This window comes from Eilatimonas milleporae (assembly GCF_003688555.1).
GTDB lineage: Bacteria > Pseudomonadota > Alphaproteobacteria > Sphingomonadales > Kordiimonadaceae > Eilatimonas > Eilatimonas milleporae.
Map to the genome: position 1 here is coordinate 488,340 of NZ_REFR01000009.1, position 16,456 is coordinate 504,795.

Annotated in this window: 11 protein-coding genes; 6 read left to right on the forward strand and 5 right to left on the reverse strand. The window is 63.1% G+C overall.

Translation table 11 applies throughout. The annotated features are described in order from the left end of the window. The first annotated feature begins 8 nt into the window (after window positions 1–8). The 5 genes from BXY39_RS02965 to BXY39_RS02985 all read left to right on the forward strand — a co-directional run bounded on the left by BXY39_RS02965 (window position 9) and on the right by BXY39_RS02985 (window position 5,139). On the forward strand, window positions 9–725 hold the full coding sequence (locus tag BXY39_RS02965) for a TetR/AcrR family transcriptional regulator (protein ID WP_170163583.1): 717 nt from the start codon (window positions 9–11) through the stop codon (window positions 723–725). A gap of 56 nt (window positions 726–781) precedes the next feature. Next, window positions 782–1,708 (forward strand): glutathione S-transferase family protein, encoded by a 927-nt coding sequence (locus BXY39_RS02970; protein ID WP_121937331.1) that lies wholly within the window; start codon window positions 782–784, stop codon window positions 1,706–1,708. A gap of 202 nt (window positions 1,709–1,910) precedes the next feature. Then, the gene (locus BXY39_RS02975; RefSeq protein ID WP_121937332.1) at window positions 1,911–3,272 is read left to right on the forward strand and encodes an aromatic ring-hydroxylating oxygenase subunit alpha; all 1,362 of its coding nucleotides are present in this window, start codon (window positions 1,911–1,913) and stop codon (window positions 3,270–3,272) included. Between the two features lie 55 nt (window positions 3,273–3,327). Beyond that, a complete protein-coding gene (locus BXY39_RS02980) occupies window positions 3,328–3,678 on the forward strand; it encodes a carboxymuconolactone decarboxylase family protein (RefSeq protein ID WP_121937333.1) in 351 nt (116 codons plus the stop codon). A gap of 330 nt (window positions 3,679–4,008) precedes the next feature. After that, entirely contained in the window at window positions 4,009–5,139 is a 1,131-nt protein-coding gene (locus BXY39_RS02985; RefSeq protein WP_121937334.1) for a 2OG-Fe(II) oxygenase, read from the forward strand. A gap of 133 nt (window positions 5,140–5,272) precedes the next feature. Here the strand turns inward: BXY39_RS02985 and BXY39_RS02990 are convergent, their stop codons facing one another. From BXY39_RS02990 to BXY39_RS03005, 4 genes are all read right to left on the reverse strand, one after another. After that, entirely contained in the window at window positions 5,273–5,974 is a 702-nt protein-coding gene (locus BXY39_RS02990; protein ID WP_245998950.1) for a response regulator, read from the reverse strand. Further along, window positions 5,971–7,191 (reverse strand): sensor histidine kinase, encoded by a 1,221-nt coding sequence (locus tag BXY39_RS02995; RefSeq protein ID WP_121937335.1) that lies wholly within the window; start codon window positions 7,189–7,191, stop codon window positions 5,971–5,973. The genes BXY39_RS02990 and BXY39_RS02995 overlap by 4 nt, the downstream gene beginning before the upstream one ends. A gap of 279 nt (window positions 7,192–7,470) precedes the next feature. Further along, window positions 7,471–11,067 carry a beta strand repeat-containing protein gene (locus tag BXY39_RS03000; protein WP_121937336.1) on the reverse strand — a complete coding sequence of 1,199 codons (3,597 nt, stop codon included), beginning with the start codon at window positions 11,065–11,067 and terminating at the stop codon, window positions 7,471–7,473. 43 nt (window positions 11,068–11,110) lie between these two features. Continuing rightward, window positions 11,111–11,968: a sulfotransferase family protein gene (locus BXY39_RS03005; protein WP_121937337.1), complete on the reverse strand. Its 858-nt coding sequence runs from the start codon at window positions 11,966–11,968 to the stop codon at window positions 11,111–11,113. An 859-nt stretch (window positions 11,969–12,827) separates the two neighbouring features. Between BXY39_RS03005 and BXY39_RS03010 the strand changes: the two genes are divergently transcribed. Then, window positions 12,828–13,967 carry an NAD(P)/FAD-dependent oxidoreductase gene (locus tag BXY39_RS03010; protein ID WP_170163584.1) on the forward strand — a complete coding sequence of 380 codons (1,140 nt, stop codon included), beginning with the start codon at window positions 12,828–12,830 and terminating at the stop codon, window positions 13,965–13,967. On the opposite strand, the gene BXY39_RS03015 is transcribed toward BXY39_RS03010, so the two are convergent. Next, a complete protein-coding gene (locus BXY39_RS03015; protein WP_121937339.1) occupies window positions 13,964–15,955 on the reverse strand; it encodes a LodA/GoxA family CTQ-dependent oxidase in 1,992 nt (663 codons plus the stop codon). The genes BXY39_RS03010 and BXY39_RS03015 overlap by 4 nt on opposite strands. Window positions 15,956–16,456 lie beyond the last annotated feature (501 nt).

Below are 16,456 nucleotides of genomic sequence, written 5' to 3' on the forward strand. Positions count from 1 at the left end.
AACGGTCAATGAACACAGACGCCCCATCGCCCGTCAGACGCCGCAACGCCCGCACCGGCCCCACCGCCGCCGGTAAGGAAATCGGCCGTCAGGCACAGAAAAGCGCCTCCACCCGCAAGATGATCGTCGATGCGGTGCTGCAATGCCTGATCAAATACGGCTATGCCAACACCTCGACGCCGCGCATCGCGGATGAGGCGGGCCTGTCGCGCGGGGCGATGATGCACCATTTTTCCAACCGCAACACCATGATACAGGCGGCCATTGAATATCTGCATGCCAAGCGCCTGCGCGCGTTCCGCCGGGCGGTGTCCAGCCTGCCCGAGACCGAGCCCCATCTGCATGACGCCCTGATGGCCTATTGGCGGCAGGTCACCCATCCGCTTTTCGTCGCCTTTCACGAACTGGCGGTCGCCTCGCGCACGGACAAGGACCTGGAACGCATCCTCAAACCCGCCCAGGCCGCGTTTTACCGCGAATGGTATCAGCTTGCCGTCGACCTGTTTCCCGAATGGCAAAGCGACAGGACCAGTTTCATCCTCGCCCTGAATTTCGTCCAGTCGACGTTGGAGGGCGCGGCTGTCCGGCGGCTGTCCCACCCCATGTCCGGGCAGGAAGAGGAACAGCTGTTCGACTATCTCGAGACCTGCCTGCGCAACCTGATGCCCGCCGACCTGAAATCGCGCACCGGCACAAAACGGCTGGAAACCGTATCCGGCGCCTGACCCGCCACCGGCTGGTGACACCATTTACACACCGGCCCGACCTGTGAGGGGACCCCATGACGGACACTGTTATCCTGCATCACCACGACCCCTCCCCTTATGCTGAAAAGATCCGGCGTCTCTTCGGTTTGAAAGGACTGTCCTGGGCGTCCGTGCAGATCCCGATGGTGATGCCGAAACCGGACCTGACGGCACTGACCGGCGGGTACCGGGGCACCCCCGTCCTACAGATCGGCGCCGACATCTACTGCGACACCCGTCTGATCGCCGCCGAAATCGAAACCCGCTATCCCGAGCCCGCGGCCTGTGCCATGGCCCCCTTCAGCATCTTCAGCCGCCAGCATTGGAGCGACGATGCCGTCTTTCCGCAGGCCGCCGCCCTGGCGCTGTATGAGAATGCCGCCCTTCTGCCGCCCGAACTGTCGAAAGACCGGGCGGACTATTTCCAGAACCTGGATTTTGCCGCTTTTGAGAAGGACGCCCCCTATTTCCGCGAGCAGGTGCGCGCCCATCTCGCCCTGGCCGAACGTGAACTGGCGCTCGGCCGCGCTTTTCTGGGCGGCACACGGCCCACATGGGACGATATGGGCCTGTGGATGATCACCTGGATGATCGAGGGCAATGTCGCCAGCCTGCATGACTGTCTGGACGGCCTTGACGCCCTTACCGGCTGGCGCGCACGGATGAAGGCCGTCGGCACCGGCACACGCACGGATATTTCCGCCGCCGAGGCCCACGATATGGCCGCCGGCACCAAACCGGTGCGCCGCCATGACTTTGTCCCCACCATACACACTGCCGGCTACCGGGCCGGTCAGCCGGTGCATGTGGCGCCGCACGACCATCCCGGCGACCGGGTCGAGGGCACGCTGCGCGCCCTGGGGCCTGACCGCATCACCCTCACCCGGCAGGCCGATGCCTTCGGCGAAATCGACGTGCATTTCCCCCGCATCGGTTACCGTCTGACCGCACTTTCCCCATAAAAACAAACAAACCTGTCTGCTTGTTTTTTTGCCTTTCTTTGCTAAGATTGGATGGTCGGCATTCCGGGCCATGTACCGGAATGCACGCAAGGGGGAGGCTTTGACAGGACAGCCCGGCCGCAGGAGGCCGTTGAGAGACCGGGCGTGCCCGCGATTTCAGATAACCGCGATTCAGATAACCGCGATTCAGGGGAGAGGGACGATGGACGGATTTGAAGCGAAATGGCCGATGACGCTGAAGGCGCCGCAAGGATCGTTCGAGGCGAAACAGCCGCGCCCCGAGGGGCTCGGTCTCGACGTGCCGGACCCGTCGCGTTACTTCTCCCGCGATTTCATGGCCGTCGAATGGGACAGACTGTGGCCGCGCGTCTGGCTCTTGGCCGGCGTCACCCCGGACATCCGGGAGCCGAACGATTATATCCTCTTCACCCACGGGCATGAACAGATCATCATAGCCCGGCAGGAGGATGGCGGCATTCGCGCCTTCTACAATGTCTGCCCCCATCGCGGGAACCGGGTCTGCCTGACCGACCATGGCAGCGTGCGCAAATTCACCTGCCCCTTTCACAGCTGGCGGTTCAACATGGACGGATCGCTTCATGCGATCACCGACGAGGATACGTTCGACCCGGCCCTCGTCCGGCACCGCCCCGGCCTGACCGAGGTCCGCTGCGAAACCGTGGCCGGGCTGATCTTCATCAACATGGACGGCAAGGCACCGCCGCTGAAAGACTGGATCGGCCTGCCCGACGGCTATCTCGACCTTTACGAGATCGAAAAGATGAATGTGGTGCGCCACATGCGCACCGAATGGCTCGCCAACTGGAAAACCGGTGTCGACGCCTTTTACGAAACCTATCATCTGCCCCATATTCACCCCCAGACCCAGGGCGTGATGGAGGATTTCAGCCAGGTCGACCTGTATCCCAACGGCTTCAGCCGCATGATCGTGCCCATCGGCGTCAAATCCCACCGGGTTGACGACCGCGACAGCATCGACCCCTATCAGGCCCACATGATGCGCGAAGTGGGGCTGGACCCCGACACCTTCGACGGCAGCGCCGAAGACGTGCGCCGGGCAATCCAGGCGGCCAAGCGCGCGCGCGGCAAGCGCTTCAACCTGACCAATTACGACAGGATGACCGACGGCCAGTTGACCGACAGCTGGGCCACCGGCCTGTTCCCCAATGTGCAGATGGGCATGCACCCGGAAGGCGTCTTCATCATGCGGTTCATCCCGCACCCGACCAACCCGGAAATCTTCTATTACGACAATATGACCCTGTTCCGCCATGTGGACGATCCCGGCTACACCGTGCCGGGCTGGATGGGCCTGCCCGAAGGCACCGATGTCACCGGCGACATCCGCCCGGACATCGAAACCTTCGCCGCCGGCGAAAAGGCCGACCTGGGCGAAGTGCTCGATCAGGATGTGGAACTGGTGCACGCCGTGCAGGAAGGGGTGAAATCGCGCGGTTTCAAGGGCCCTCTCTGGTGCGAGCAGGAAGACCGGCTGCGCCATTTCCACCGCGAACTGGACCGCTACATGACCGGCGAGAAATAAGCCCCGCCGCCCAACACATGGCGCCTCCGCAAATCATCGAAGAAAGCCGCCCCTCATGAGCAAAAACTGGCCCGATATTCTGAAATCCATGTCCCGCAACAACACCGCCCTGGCCAAGGCATCGCCGGCGGTGATGCGGGCCTTCGGCACGCTTGCCGGCGCCGCCACCGAGGACGGCGCCCTGGACCGCAAAACCAAGGAACTGATGGCGGTGGCCATTTCCGTCGTCATCCGCTGCGACGGCTGCATCGCCTATCACACCTATGCCGCCATCAAGGCGGGCGCCACAAGGGATGAGGCGGTCGAGGCCATCGGCGTCGCGGTGGAAATGGGCGGCGGCCCGGCCAGTGTCTATGGCGGTGACGCGCTGGACGCCTTCGACCAGCTCGCCGCCCTTGGCGATTAAGCAGGCCAAGGGACCTCACAAACCGGCTTGACGGGCCGGCCTGATTGACTGGTCAGTCAGCCGGTCTCTTATTTGGGGGTTCAATCGACAGCACGGCGGGCCACCGACGTCGGTCCTGCCCTGCGCCCTAAAACATCTGTTCCCTAAAACATCCGCCCCCTAAAACACCCATTCCCTAAAACATCGGTCACCGGACAGATCCGCGGTGCCTTTCCGCCAGGGCCTTCATGGTTTCCACACAAAATTTATACGGATATCGCCGCCATTCCACGCAGAGAAAAAACAGCCTTTCATCATAAAAACAGCCTATCAAAGCTGAACGAGAGGCACATGAACAAACGCTTATTTGTCGGCGATCTGGCACCTGACTTTACCTGTCCGTCCACCAACAACGACAATTTCCATTTCAATGCGGCGGCGGGGCGCTACATCGTCCTTTGCTTCTTCGGCTCGACGTCCAATGCCAAGAACCGGAACGCCGTCGACTTTATCGCCGGCGACGCACGCCATTTTTTCGATGACGAACGCATATCCTTCTTCGGCGTCAGCATAGACCCGCGGGACAAAGCCGGAGACCGGGTGCAACAACAGACTCCGGGCATCCGTTTTTTCTGGGATTTCGATCATGCGGTCAGCCGGCGCTACAATGCCCTGAAAGATGACGGCATGGGAGGAAACGGCGTCATCAGATATTCGCCCTTCACCCTGATACTCGATCCCGGCCTGCGTATCATCGCGCATATCCCCCTCACCGATCTGGAGCGGCACAACCACAGACTGGTCAGGGTTCTCAGCGGGCTATTGCCGGTTGACCGGTATGCCGGCGTGCCCATGACCGCCCCCGTCCTGATCATTCCGAACGTCTTTGAACCGGCGCTCTGCCGCCGGCTGGTCAAACTGTATGAAACGGTCGGCGGGCGGGAATCCGGCACCATGGTCGAGAAAGACGGCTATACCGTCGGCAGGCTTGACCAGGGGTTCAAACGCCGTGCCGACTGCAAGATTGACGACCCCGCCCTCAAGGCGGCGATGAAACGGCGGATCATCCGGCGGATCGTCCCCCAGGTGAAAAGCGCCTTTCAGTTCGATGTCGGCGTGATCGAGCGCTACATCATCGCCTGCTATGATTCCAAAAATCAGGGGTTCTTCCGGCCCCACCGGGACAACACCACGAAAGGCACGGCGCACCGCAAATTCGCCTGCACCATCAATCTCAACACCGGCGACTATGAGGGCGGCGCCCTGCGCTTTCCCGAATTCGGCCCCAGGACCTACAGCGCGCCGATGGGCGGCGCGGTCATATTTTCATGTTCGCTGCTGCATGAAGCCACGCGCGTCACGCGGGGTAAGCGCTATGCGACCCTGCCGTTCCTCTATGACAGGGCGGGGGCACAAATACGCCGCGACAATCATCGTTTTCTGTCCAATGCCGAAGGCGCCGTGGGCAGACAGGCGTCTTGAGAATGGCAGCCCCGGCCATGGCCGGCCCGCCACGGGCACACAACCCCTCGTGTCCCTGGCGGGCCGGTATCCCCGTCACCTGTAACCCCATCACCGTCGGCCCCGTCACACACGGGTATACGTGCACCGTTTTTTACGGCGCGGATACATATTCCAGGCGGTAGCCGATCCCGGGCTCGGTATGGATATACTGGTCGCGCATGCGATCCTTTTCGATCTTGCGCCGCAACTGCCGGACATAAACGCGCAGATACTGGTTGTCGTCGCCGTACGCTTCCCCCCACAGGTCGCGGATCAACTGTTTGTGCGGGATTACCCTGCCCTCATTCTTCACCAGTATGCTCAACAGGGCATATTCCTTCGGCGTCAGGTGGATCCGTTCGCCGCGCAAGGCAACCTTGTGCGCGATCAGGTCCACTTCCAGGTCGCCGATGACAAAGGACGTTTCCTCAAGGTCTTCAAGAATGCGGTCCCGCAACTGCGCCCTGATGCGCGCGACCAGTTCGGCCATGCCGAACGGCTTGGTCACATAGTCATTGGCGCCACGCTCGAATGCCTCGACCTTTTCGCGCTCTTCCCTGCGGACGGACAGCACGATGACCGGCACCTTGCTCCATTCGCGGATGGATTTTAACACCTCCAGGCCGGACATGTCCGGCAGCCCCAGATCCAGAATGATCAGGTCGGGCTTGTCCATGGACGCGGCCCCCAGGCCGTCCTGCCCGTTTGCCGCCTCAAGCATGATATAATCATTGCTTTTCAGCCCGATCTTCAGGAACCGGCGGATTTCCACCTCATCGTCGATCACAAGGATCCTGGCGCCGATCTTTCTCACGCCGCCTCTTCCCTGGTGTCATCGGGCGAAACGGACAGGCTGGCGGCCGGCAGTGTCAGACGGACACAGGCCCCCGGCGTGTCGCTCCCGCGCCGCCTGATGCGGATATCGCCGCCATGCGCCTCGACAATGCGGCGGGCGATCCACAGGCCAAGGCCGGTTCCCGCGTTTTTCGCATCCGCCTGTTTCGCGCGGTGAAATTTGTCAAAAATGGTTTCTTCCTCGCCTTCCGGAACGCCGACGCCTTCATCCGCGACCTCGACCGCCAGCATATCGTGACCGGGCACTGCCGCGATGCCGATGATGATCCTGGTTCCGGGCGGGCTGAATTTTGCCGCGTTGTCCAATATATTGCCCAGGGCAACGCCGATCAGTTTTTCATCGCCGCGAAACGCCAGCGACGGGTCGCCCTCGCGCACGACAATCCTGTGCCGCCTCAGCCGTCGTTCCATGCGCTTCAGCGTCAGGTCCAGCACATCGTCAAAGGCGACGGCGTCGCGGGCGATCAGAAACCGCCCCTCCTCCAGCTTCGCCACCTCCAGAAGATTGTCGACATAGCCGAGCAGCTTGTCCGCCTCCGCCAGCACACTGTCGTTTAACTTTTCCCGGTCGCCTTCGCTGATATTGCGTCCGTACAGCTTCAGGGAGGACATCGCCCCGATGATGGAGGACAGCGGGGTCTTCAGATCGTGCGACACCGAGGCCAGAATGGCGTTGCGCAGCGCTTCGCCCTGCCTTTTGACCACCTCTTCCTGTTTCTCGCGCTTGTATTTTTCCCGCTCGTCGATCACGGCCATCAGATCGCGCTCCCGGCGTTTCAGCCTGACGGCCAGATTTTTCGACATGCCGGCGATCCAACTGGTCAGCAGGGCGGCAATGACAAAAACGCTGAACTTGATGATGTTGTCCGCGCTGTTCGCGGCCCCGAGAAACGGCGGCACCAGGAGCCAGTCATACAACAGGCTGCACACCGCCGCCGCCACAACCGCCGGCCCCTTGCCGAGCAGAATGGCCGACAGCAAAACGGCAACGATCAGAAAGCCGCTGATGTTCGAAAACTTTTCAACCGTCAGATATTCCAGGCCGTACACCACGCCCGTCGCAAAGGTCGCCAGCAGAAAGGCGGACAGATAGTCATGCCAGGTCACGCGTTCTTTCAAAACGCGCCGGCTGAAAAAACTCCGGGCAAACTGTCTGAACCGCGTTTCATCCGCCATCTGTCATGACCTGCCTGAAAAACCGTGCCCAAGATAACTTTAATCTGAAAGAACAGTATCTGAAATCACTGTATCAGACCTGCCGGGTCTGTCGTGCATCGCTTGCGATTTTCACAACAAACGGCAAGGGATGTCAAAACAACCGCATCGGTGGATTGAACGGATAAGCCGGGCGCAAGGGCGGCACGTTCAATATCGCGGCGACCGGCGGATCGCCGCATGACCGGGAATACATGACCCGCACGGTGCCGCGCCCGTCCGGGGCGTCGGATTTATCGTCTATATCAGGATGGTCATATCCTGTAGATCGGCAAGCGTCAGGCCGGTCAGGCTGACGGACTGGGGAGTGCCGTCCTCGCCCGGCCCCAGATCGATGACCAGGCTGGGGTTGCCGTTACCGTCCACGCTGAGGCGCGCGGCCGCCGCCACATCGTCCAGACTTTCAAAATCCCGCACCGCATGGCGCAGATGGAGCGCATCGTCGCCGATGTCAAAATCGGCCACCCGGTCATTGCCCGCCAAACGCCCGAAGGTGAAGGTGTCGCTGCCGGCGCCGCCGATCAGCAGGTCATCGCCGTCACTGCCCCACAGCGTGTCGTTGCCGAAGCCGCCATTCACCGTATCGTCACCGTCACCGGTGAAGATGATGTCGTTGCCGTCGCCGCCCAAAAGCATGTCGCTGCCCTCGCGGCCGAACAGGATGTCATCGTCGTCGCCGCCGTCGATATTGTCGTCACCGACACCGCCGCCCAGCGTATCGTTGCCGGTGCCGCCCGACAGGGTGTCGTTGCCATTGTCGCGCCGCCCGGCGAGGATTTCATCATCGCCGCCGGCGCCGCGAATGTTGTCGTCGCCTTCCTGACCGCGCACAACGTCATCCGCGTCACCGCCGATCAGGGTGTCGGCAGCCGGCGTGCCTTCCAGATCATCGCTGGGCTCACCGCCGCCATTGCCCGGATCGCCGGGATCGCCAGGATCGACCGGCTCGGGGTCGGCGACCAGCAGGTCGAAGCGGGCGGCGCCGGACGTGTCCTCGCCGTCGCTGACCCGGAAGGTGAAGCGCGCATCGGCCCCGCGCACGTCCGAGGTATAGACCAGCCGCCCGGCGGAAATCTCCGACGCCCGGATCGACTGGCCGACGCTGACGGCCACGCCGTTCAGGGTCAGGGTGCCAATCTCCGGCAGGCTGTCGATGAGGACCGTCCGTATGGCATCGCCGTCGGCGTCACTGAAGCCGAAATCTCCGATCCGCAGGGTATAGGCCGCGCCCGCGTCCAGGCCGGCAGACCCGCCCCCCGTCACCGGCGGCGTGTTCGGCGGCGGCGGGCCGGCGCTGGCCACCGTGATCGTGGCATTGGCCGGACTGCTTGCAAAGGCGGTGCCGTCATTCACCGAATAGGTGAAGCCGGCGTTGCCCACACTGCCGCCGGTAAAGACCAGATTGCCGCCCGTGATGTCGGCTACGGCAATCACCTGCCCGTCCGTGACCGCCGTGCCGTTCAGGGTCAGGCCCGACACGCTGGTGTCGATGCGCACGCTGGCCAGGCTGTCCCCGTCCACGTCCGAAAAGGCAAAGTCAGAGACCTGAAGTGTCCGCCCTTGACCCACTGTCGCCGACAGGCTCGCCCCTGTGGACGTCGGCACGTCATTGACGCCTGTGATGGATGTCGCGATGGTCTCCGTATTGGCTGAAATGGCGGTAGTGGTGCCGTTGGTGCTTGTGTCCACCGTGGTGCTCAACGCGCCCGAGGCGAAACCGCCGCTATAGCTGTCATCCAGCGCGCGGACGGTTAGGCCCGGCGGGGTGCCGGCGAAATCCGCTGCCGGTACGAAGCGCACCAGCGTCGTCGCCGCCAGGGGCAGTGCCGTGGCGCCGTCAGTGACGGCGCCGATATTGAACCAGCTGGTGCCGCTGTCGGCGGAATACTGCCATGTTCCTTGCGTGACCGCGTTGGCGGTGTTGCCGACAATGGCATAGCCGGATACGGACGCCCCGCTGTCCGGGTCGGTCACGGTGATGCCCAGACTGTTCAACGCCGCGCCCGTAGGGGCGGTCGTGTCCTCGGCCACGGCGCTGAGTGTACCGCCGGCGGTTAGGCTCGGCGCGTCATTGACCGCGCTGATGGAAATCGTCCGCGTGTCGCTGCTGCTGCCACTGTTTGTGTCCGTGGCGGTGACCGTGACGGTCCGGTCCGATGTGCCGGGGGCATCGGAGGTATTGTCGTAGCGCAGCGACTGCAACACCTCCTGGACAATGCCGTTGGTGGCATCCGTATCAAAGGTGATGGTCAGTGCCGTGCCGCCGGTGACCGTGCCGCCGGTGGCCGACAGATCCCCCACATCGGTGCCGTTGGCCAGAATGTCGGTGCCCGAAATGGTGATGGCCGTGCCGTCGCCGTCGGTGTCACTGATGCTGATCCGGTCGGCGCTTTCCATGTTGCCGGTGACCTGGATGGCCAGCGTGCCACCGTTCCAGTCCGCGTCGCCGTCGCTATCGGACACCGTGGCGCTGCCGTCGATCTGCGTCGCCGCATCCCCTTCGCTGTAGCTTAGGGTCCCGTCCGCGATGACCAGGCGCGGCGCGGCGTTCAGCACGGTCTGCAGTTCAACCGCGCCCGCATCGATGGGCCCACCATTGTCCAGCGACGTCTGATCCACACTGCGGGCATTGCCGGCGGCATCGACCGTCACATCGACCGGCCCGGCCCCGAAATCCACGCTCAGCGGCCCGGTGCCCACATCCAGCGCCGGGTTGGACGGGGCGGCGTTCAGCGCGATGGTCTGCACCGGCCCGCCATTGTCGGCCAGCACCCCGGCGGTGATGGTCGTGTCAGCGCCGTTGGCGACGGTCGATGCGAACACGGTTGTCGGGTCGGCATTGATGACGGCGGCATCGACACTGGCGTCAAACGCGCTGGCATCAGCGCCGATAAGATTGGTGCCCGTGAATGTCGTGTTCGGGGTCGGGTCCCTGAATTCATCATCGGCGTTCGTCGATGCATTGCCCAGCACGATGGAGTTCTGAATGGCAAAGGCACCCGATCCGCCCAGATTGACGCCGCCGCCGCCATTGACGGCGGAATTGCCGCTGATGGTTACATTATACAGCGAGGCCCTGCCGCCGCTGCCGGCCAGGGAAAGACCGCCGCCCACATTGGCCGAGGAGTTTCCACTGATGGTCACATTGACCAGGGTGGCGGGCGCAAACAGCAAAATGGCGCCGCCGCCATGATTTGCCGAGACGACACTGGAGGTGCTGTTGCCCGTGAAGGTACTGTCTGTGATGATCGCCGTTGTACCATGGGTCACCGTCAGTCCGCCGCCATAGGTAGTGCCGGAATTACTGCTTATGGTTGAATCGTCGATCGTTATGCTTCCATTCGTTCTGACGCGGATACCCCCGCCCAGAGCGGCCGAATTGCCGGAAATGGTCGTGTTGGACACGGTGATATTGGCAACGCCGCCGCCGTACAGGCCGCCGCCCGAGAAGGATCCGGTGGACGTGTTGTTTTGGATGGTCGAGTCCGTGATCGTGACGGTTGCCGCACTGACGCTGACACCGGCGCCATTGCCCGCGACGTTTCCGCCCGTGATGGTCAGACCGTCAAGCGTGACATCGCTACCGCCGCCTGTAATGTTGAAAACACGGTCTGTACCGCCGCCGCTGATGGTGATATCCGGCACATCGTCGTCATTCAGATCGCCGTCGATGATCAGATCCTTGGCAATGGCAAGCTCACCGCCCGTGAGCGTGATGGTGCCGCCGGAAATAGCGCCGGAAAAGGTGACCGTATCGCCGGGCGCTGCATCTAGAATGGCCTGTCTGAGCGACCCGGCGCCGCTGTCATTGGTGTTGGTTACAGTCAATGTCGCCATGATACGCGCTCCCGTTGGCCCTGGAAGTGTATGTGTCTAAAGTTCAGTCCTGCGCCGGCTCAGCCTGCCGGGTGATCATTTTCGCCGCGCTGCCCTTTAGCTCGCGCCAGAAATTCAGTTGGGCGTACTGCTCGAAAAGCTCCGGCGGCAGGATGGTACGGCGCGGTTTCGGCTCGACCTTCCTGTGCACCCGGTGCAGGCCGGACACGCCCAGATTTTCATCGAACGCAGGGGCGTCATATTCGACAGTGTCGAAATCATGCTCGAACGGCTCTTCGCCCAGAAATTCGTAAACCAGGCCGATCACCTCGACAGGGCGCGCCACCAGAAGGTCATAGTCGATGATCAGCAGCCGGTCGGCATGGGGGCCGTACAGGGCCCCGTTCAGGGCGGACCAAGCATAGCCCACCAGCCCGTTGCGGTTGGCCAGCGCCTCGCACCGGGTGAACACCGTGCTGCGCTCCTGCGGGGTGGCGAACAGGCGCGTATTCTCAAAGGCGTTGGTCTGGAACTGGTGCTCCATACTGTCCATGATCCAGGCCACATCGCGCACACAGGCCAGAACCTTGGCATCCGGGAACAGGTCGGTCAGCGCGGCCAGCGTGGCCGTCCACGCCCGATTGGTGTCGAAGACCACCTGACGGTCAGGCGGCAGGTCGGCGTAATAACTATCGAACAGACCGCGCGCCAGCCGCTTGCGCTGATCCACCGACACCATGGGCGCCAGTTCCGAGCCCGCGCTGACACTGGCGATCAGATTGGTGAAAAGACTGCCCACCGGACTGGTCATACCGGCGTGAAAGGCCGGGTTCTGCCGCAGGATCGCCGCCAGCAAGGTCGAGCCGGAACGCGGCAGGCCCGAAATAAAGTGAAAGCGCCTCTGTGTTTTCCGATCAGTCATGGCAGCGTCCCGACAACACAGTGCGTCACACCGGAAGAAAACAGGAAATAGCGCCGCGAACGGATACAGGCGTTACCTTGTTTCTCTTTCCGGGATATATTTTCCCGCACGTTACAACTTTTTGTCAGTATACCATATGACCTGTGAAGCGTTACATCAATGCCATTAAAGATAAATTTTAGAGAATAAATCCCTATCCCTCTGTGAGGAACCATCTCAATTATCAATAGTTTCGCCTTTAAATTGAACAATCCAAAGGAAGGTAAATCAATCCGGGATAGTCTGCCGCGTATATGCAACAGGCCAAAACATACTAAGGCGAACACAACCGGCCGCACGGGCTCTCATGCGTCATGCCGGCACCCTGCAAACAGCACCGTTCCGTATGTGGCAAGACACCATCGCCCACCAGATCCGCCATGCACGCCGACACGGTCCAGGCGACCGTCATCCCGGCTGGATGGACAGACCCGGCCTGCATGCGGATGGAGGGGGGCAAGGTTTCGCAAACCTTCGATCAACGCCCAATCCTGCAAGATCGCTCCAAAAAACCGGCGCAAAAGACAGGCTTAAAACCCGTCTGACTGACTGGTCAGTCAGACGGGGTCTTTTGGCGGCCTTATTCGGGAACGCCGTAAATGCCCACACGCCATGCCCCGACGCGCGATCCTTACAATGGGTAACAAACGCTCTGTTCCGCCGATGCGGGATAAACCGCATACGGTATCGATGGCTTTTCGCGGTGTGCGCGGTAAACCAAAAGATGTATGTCATGGGTGTTGAGAAACACTTTGATCATGGCCGGCGGCATGCTGATGTCTCGCACAGACGCCGGATAATCGGGACCCGCACACAATCCATGCCCTGCAATGACGACCCATATGACATGGCGATCCTTGGCAACGGCGTTTCCGCCTGGGCCTGTGCCCATGCCGCCCGGCGGGCCGGGCTGTCTGTCGCCGTGCTTGAACGCCGCCCGGACCCGGGCCCGCCCGTGGGCGAACATCTGCCGCCGGAAGGGATATCGGCGCTGTCGGCGCTCGGCCTCGCCGGTCTGCTCGACACCCCCGCCCACCGCCCAAGTCCGGCGGTCCTGTCGCTTTGGGGCGGGCCGGTACCGGTGCGGCTGGATCTTTTGATGCGGCCGGGCGGCCGGGCGCTGCATGTTGACAGGGCGGTCCTCGGCACCGATCTGAAGGCCCGCGCCATCGCTGCGGGCGCTGAGGCTATCGCGCTCAGGGGCCGGCCGCGTCATGGCGGCAGTCCGGGGCGCTGGACGCTTCAGGTGAAAACGCCCGGCGGCGGCCGGTATATTGCCGCAGGGCTGCTGGTCGACGCAACCGGCCGCGCCGCCGCCCTGGCGCAAGCCATGGGGGCCGGGGTTGAGCGGCACGACACCCTGACAGGCATTGCCGCCTTTCTGGAGGATACGCCCTGTACCGACGGCGCCCTGTTGATGGAAAGCCTGGCGGACGGCTGGTGCTATGCCGCGCCGCTGGCGCGCGACCGTCTGGTGGCTGTTTTCCTGACCGATGCCGCCAACCTGCCACGGGGCCAGGCCGCGCGGCAGGCATTCGCCGCCGACCGTCTGCGGCAGTCCCGCCTGATCGCCCCCCGGATGGCCGGGGGACCGGCACCGGACAGCCGCCTGCGCACCGTCCCCGCCTGGAGCCAGATCACCGGCCCCAGTCTCGGCCCCGGCTGGATCGCCATCGGCGATGCCGCGATGGCGTTCGACCCGCTGGCATCGGCCGGACTGACCAAAGCGCTGTTGGATGTGCGCGAAACCGTGGACGCCATCACCGACGGCAGGGCGGAGGCCTTTCATACCCTGGCGCGCCGGCGCGCAGCCCGCTACGCGGCCTATCGCCGGGAGCTTGCCGAAACATATGGCCGGGAAAGGCGCTATCACCCCGCACGCTTCTGGCAGGCGCGCCGCGCCGCCCGCGCCGGACAGGGCGGCCGGGCCGGGACAGCCCGGCAACCCGTTTGGGGTTAATAGGTGCCGTTGCCATTCCTGGTGGCAAGCGTGCGGGCCATGCGGGCGGACCGGAAAAACTGGCGCTCTTCCTCGCTCTGCCAGCCGGCGCGGCGGGCGGCTTCATCCTCGGGCGTCGGGGCGGCGTCCGGCTCGGCGCCCAACAGGGCCGCGCCCTCGACCGCCTTCATTCCCGGCAGGTGCGGCAATGTCTCAACGAACAGCACCGGGGGAATGCCCGGCAGGTCGCCTGGTCCCTCACGGCGTTCCACCACCCCCATCTCGGCGAAATGCTCCACCATGTTTTCCATAAGCTTGATACCGCCGGTCCCGTATTTTGCCAGCGGGTAATACCAGCTGCGCCGTCCGTAAAAGGCCTCGATCCGCTCCTCATCGGGCAGCTTTGTGTCCATGACCCTGTCATAATTCTCCACCGGCAGCACATGGTTCGGCACGCGGGCGGGCCAGAATGTGGGCAGATTGGGATCGAACGACAGGTCATATCCCGACCGGCACCCGGCGGTGTCGGCCTGCCAGGGCAAAGCCATCCAGCGCGTCAGCCCGCCGGGCGCCTGGGCGTGCAGCGGACCGTCGGGGCCCAGCGCCCGCGCCGTTGTCAGCCGGTCGCCATAATCCGGCTCGGGGTTGTCGGGCCGGCGCACGCGGATACGAAACGGCCTTTTCCAGATCGAGGCATGGCGCATGGGCCATGTCAGCTCGCACCCCGGATGGAACGCGTCCGCAAGACAGTAATGCAGCGGCGCCCGGTCCAGCATCGCCGGCTGGTCCGCCACGGCCACCTGCGCGATGTCGGTGGGCTCCGACGGGACCTTGCCCCAGTCGGCGACGAAATCGCCGTTCACCCAGCGCCGCATCTTCCGCGCCGCCGCCGGCCACAGCGGCAAGCCGTTGTCCGGGTCGTCGTCGGGAAAGGTGCCGAAGGCATCGCCGTAAATCCACGGCTGGGTGCGCAGCGACACGCCGTCGCCCGTAACCGGGCGGAACGCGTTGAAAATCTGTCGCCGCAATTCCTTGTGAATGTCGCTTTGCCCGTGAATGCACGAAATCTTGTCGATCAGCGCGGGGTCGGTGAAATCCAGCGGCCCGCCTGGCCCGAAAAAGGCCACGAAGCCCCGGTTGACCCATTGCAGCCCACTGAGCCGGCCAAGCAGCGGGTAGATATCACGGGTAAAGGACACCTGCTCGCTGGCGGGTGTCCATCCGGCATCCGCCCACACCTCTTCCAGCAGGTCCAGAAGGGTGCGCCAGCCGATAATCTCCGGGGCGAAATTGGGCGGCGCGACCGCCACCCACGCCCCCTCGCAGGGGATATCCCGGCCGCCGATACGGACGGTCGCCGTGACCGGCCCGTCACACCCCCCGTCATACCAGCCGGCCGCATTGCCGAAGGGGTCCTCGACCGTGCCGCTATCGTCAAAGACGGGCAGCCCGGCGGGCGAGCCGGACTCGCCGAACCCGCTCAACACGACAAGACGCCCGACCTCATCGGTGCGCAGCTCACCGATCGTGGTCTCGGCCGTGTCTTCCTTGTACCGGAAAACACCGGTGAGTTTTTCGGCCTCCGTACCGCCCGCATCCTTGCCGGAAATAGTGCGCATGCCGGGGTCGATGACCAGATCCTCGCGCCTGTCGGGCGCATAGTCCGGATTGCGCCGCTGCAGGGCGAAATCGGCGGCGGCGGGCAGGTCCATGGCCGCGCGAAATTTGTACCAGGCGGCCTTGCGCGCCACCATATGAACGCCCCATTCGATATCGATACCGGCCTGATCCGGCGTCAATTCCTCCACCACATCGCCGGCCGCGTTATAGCCGTAAATACGGAACTGCACCGCCTCGCGCTTCAGCGTGCCGTCGGATGCATGGAAGGACCCCGCCTCCATCGGCTCGGGGGTGATGACCTGCGGGGCCAGAAAATACTCCGCACTGTTGCCGATACGGGCGATGCCGACGCCCGGATGGATGGCGGCGCGCACTATGTCCTGTGTCATCTGATGGCTCCTTAAGGGTCAGGGATTTGGGTTTTCAACATCGGATCGGCATACCCGGCACGCTCACGCGGAACACTCCGGACAGCCTCTACGTGGGAACAGGAAGACGGGATGAAAGACCGGAAACCTGCCGGCGGATGGACACGCGCCAAGACCGTACCCCTCCCGCCTGTACCGCCGTAGTCCTGGGTAACCGCACTCTCACAGCATTCTTTCGCCGGCACCGCCCTACTCCCTTCCCATCCCGGATTTCAGCAACCGGTCCCGCAAAACATGCAAAAATTGAATAATATTTTTATATACAACTTTAAAAATATATACCAGCGTCCGTCAATCTCTTGTTCCGGTTTAAAACGCTGAACGGCAAGGAATCCGTCCCGCCAAAGGGCACCCCCTCAGCCAACCTCCGTCCCGAAAGGTGCCCAAAATCAGACGCAACAGATGCGTGGTCGGCGCGTTTACCAACGGCAAGTCATGCGTGCACTTGGCGGCAGCGCGTCG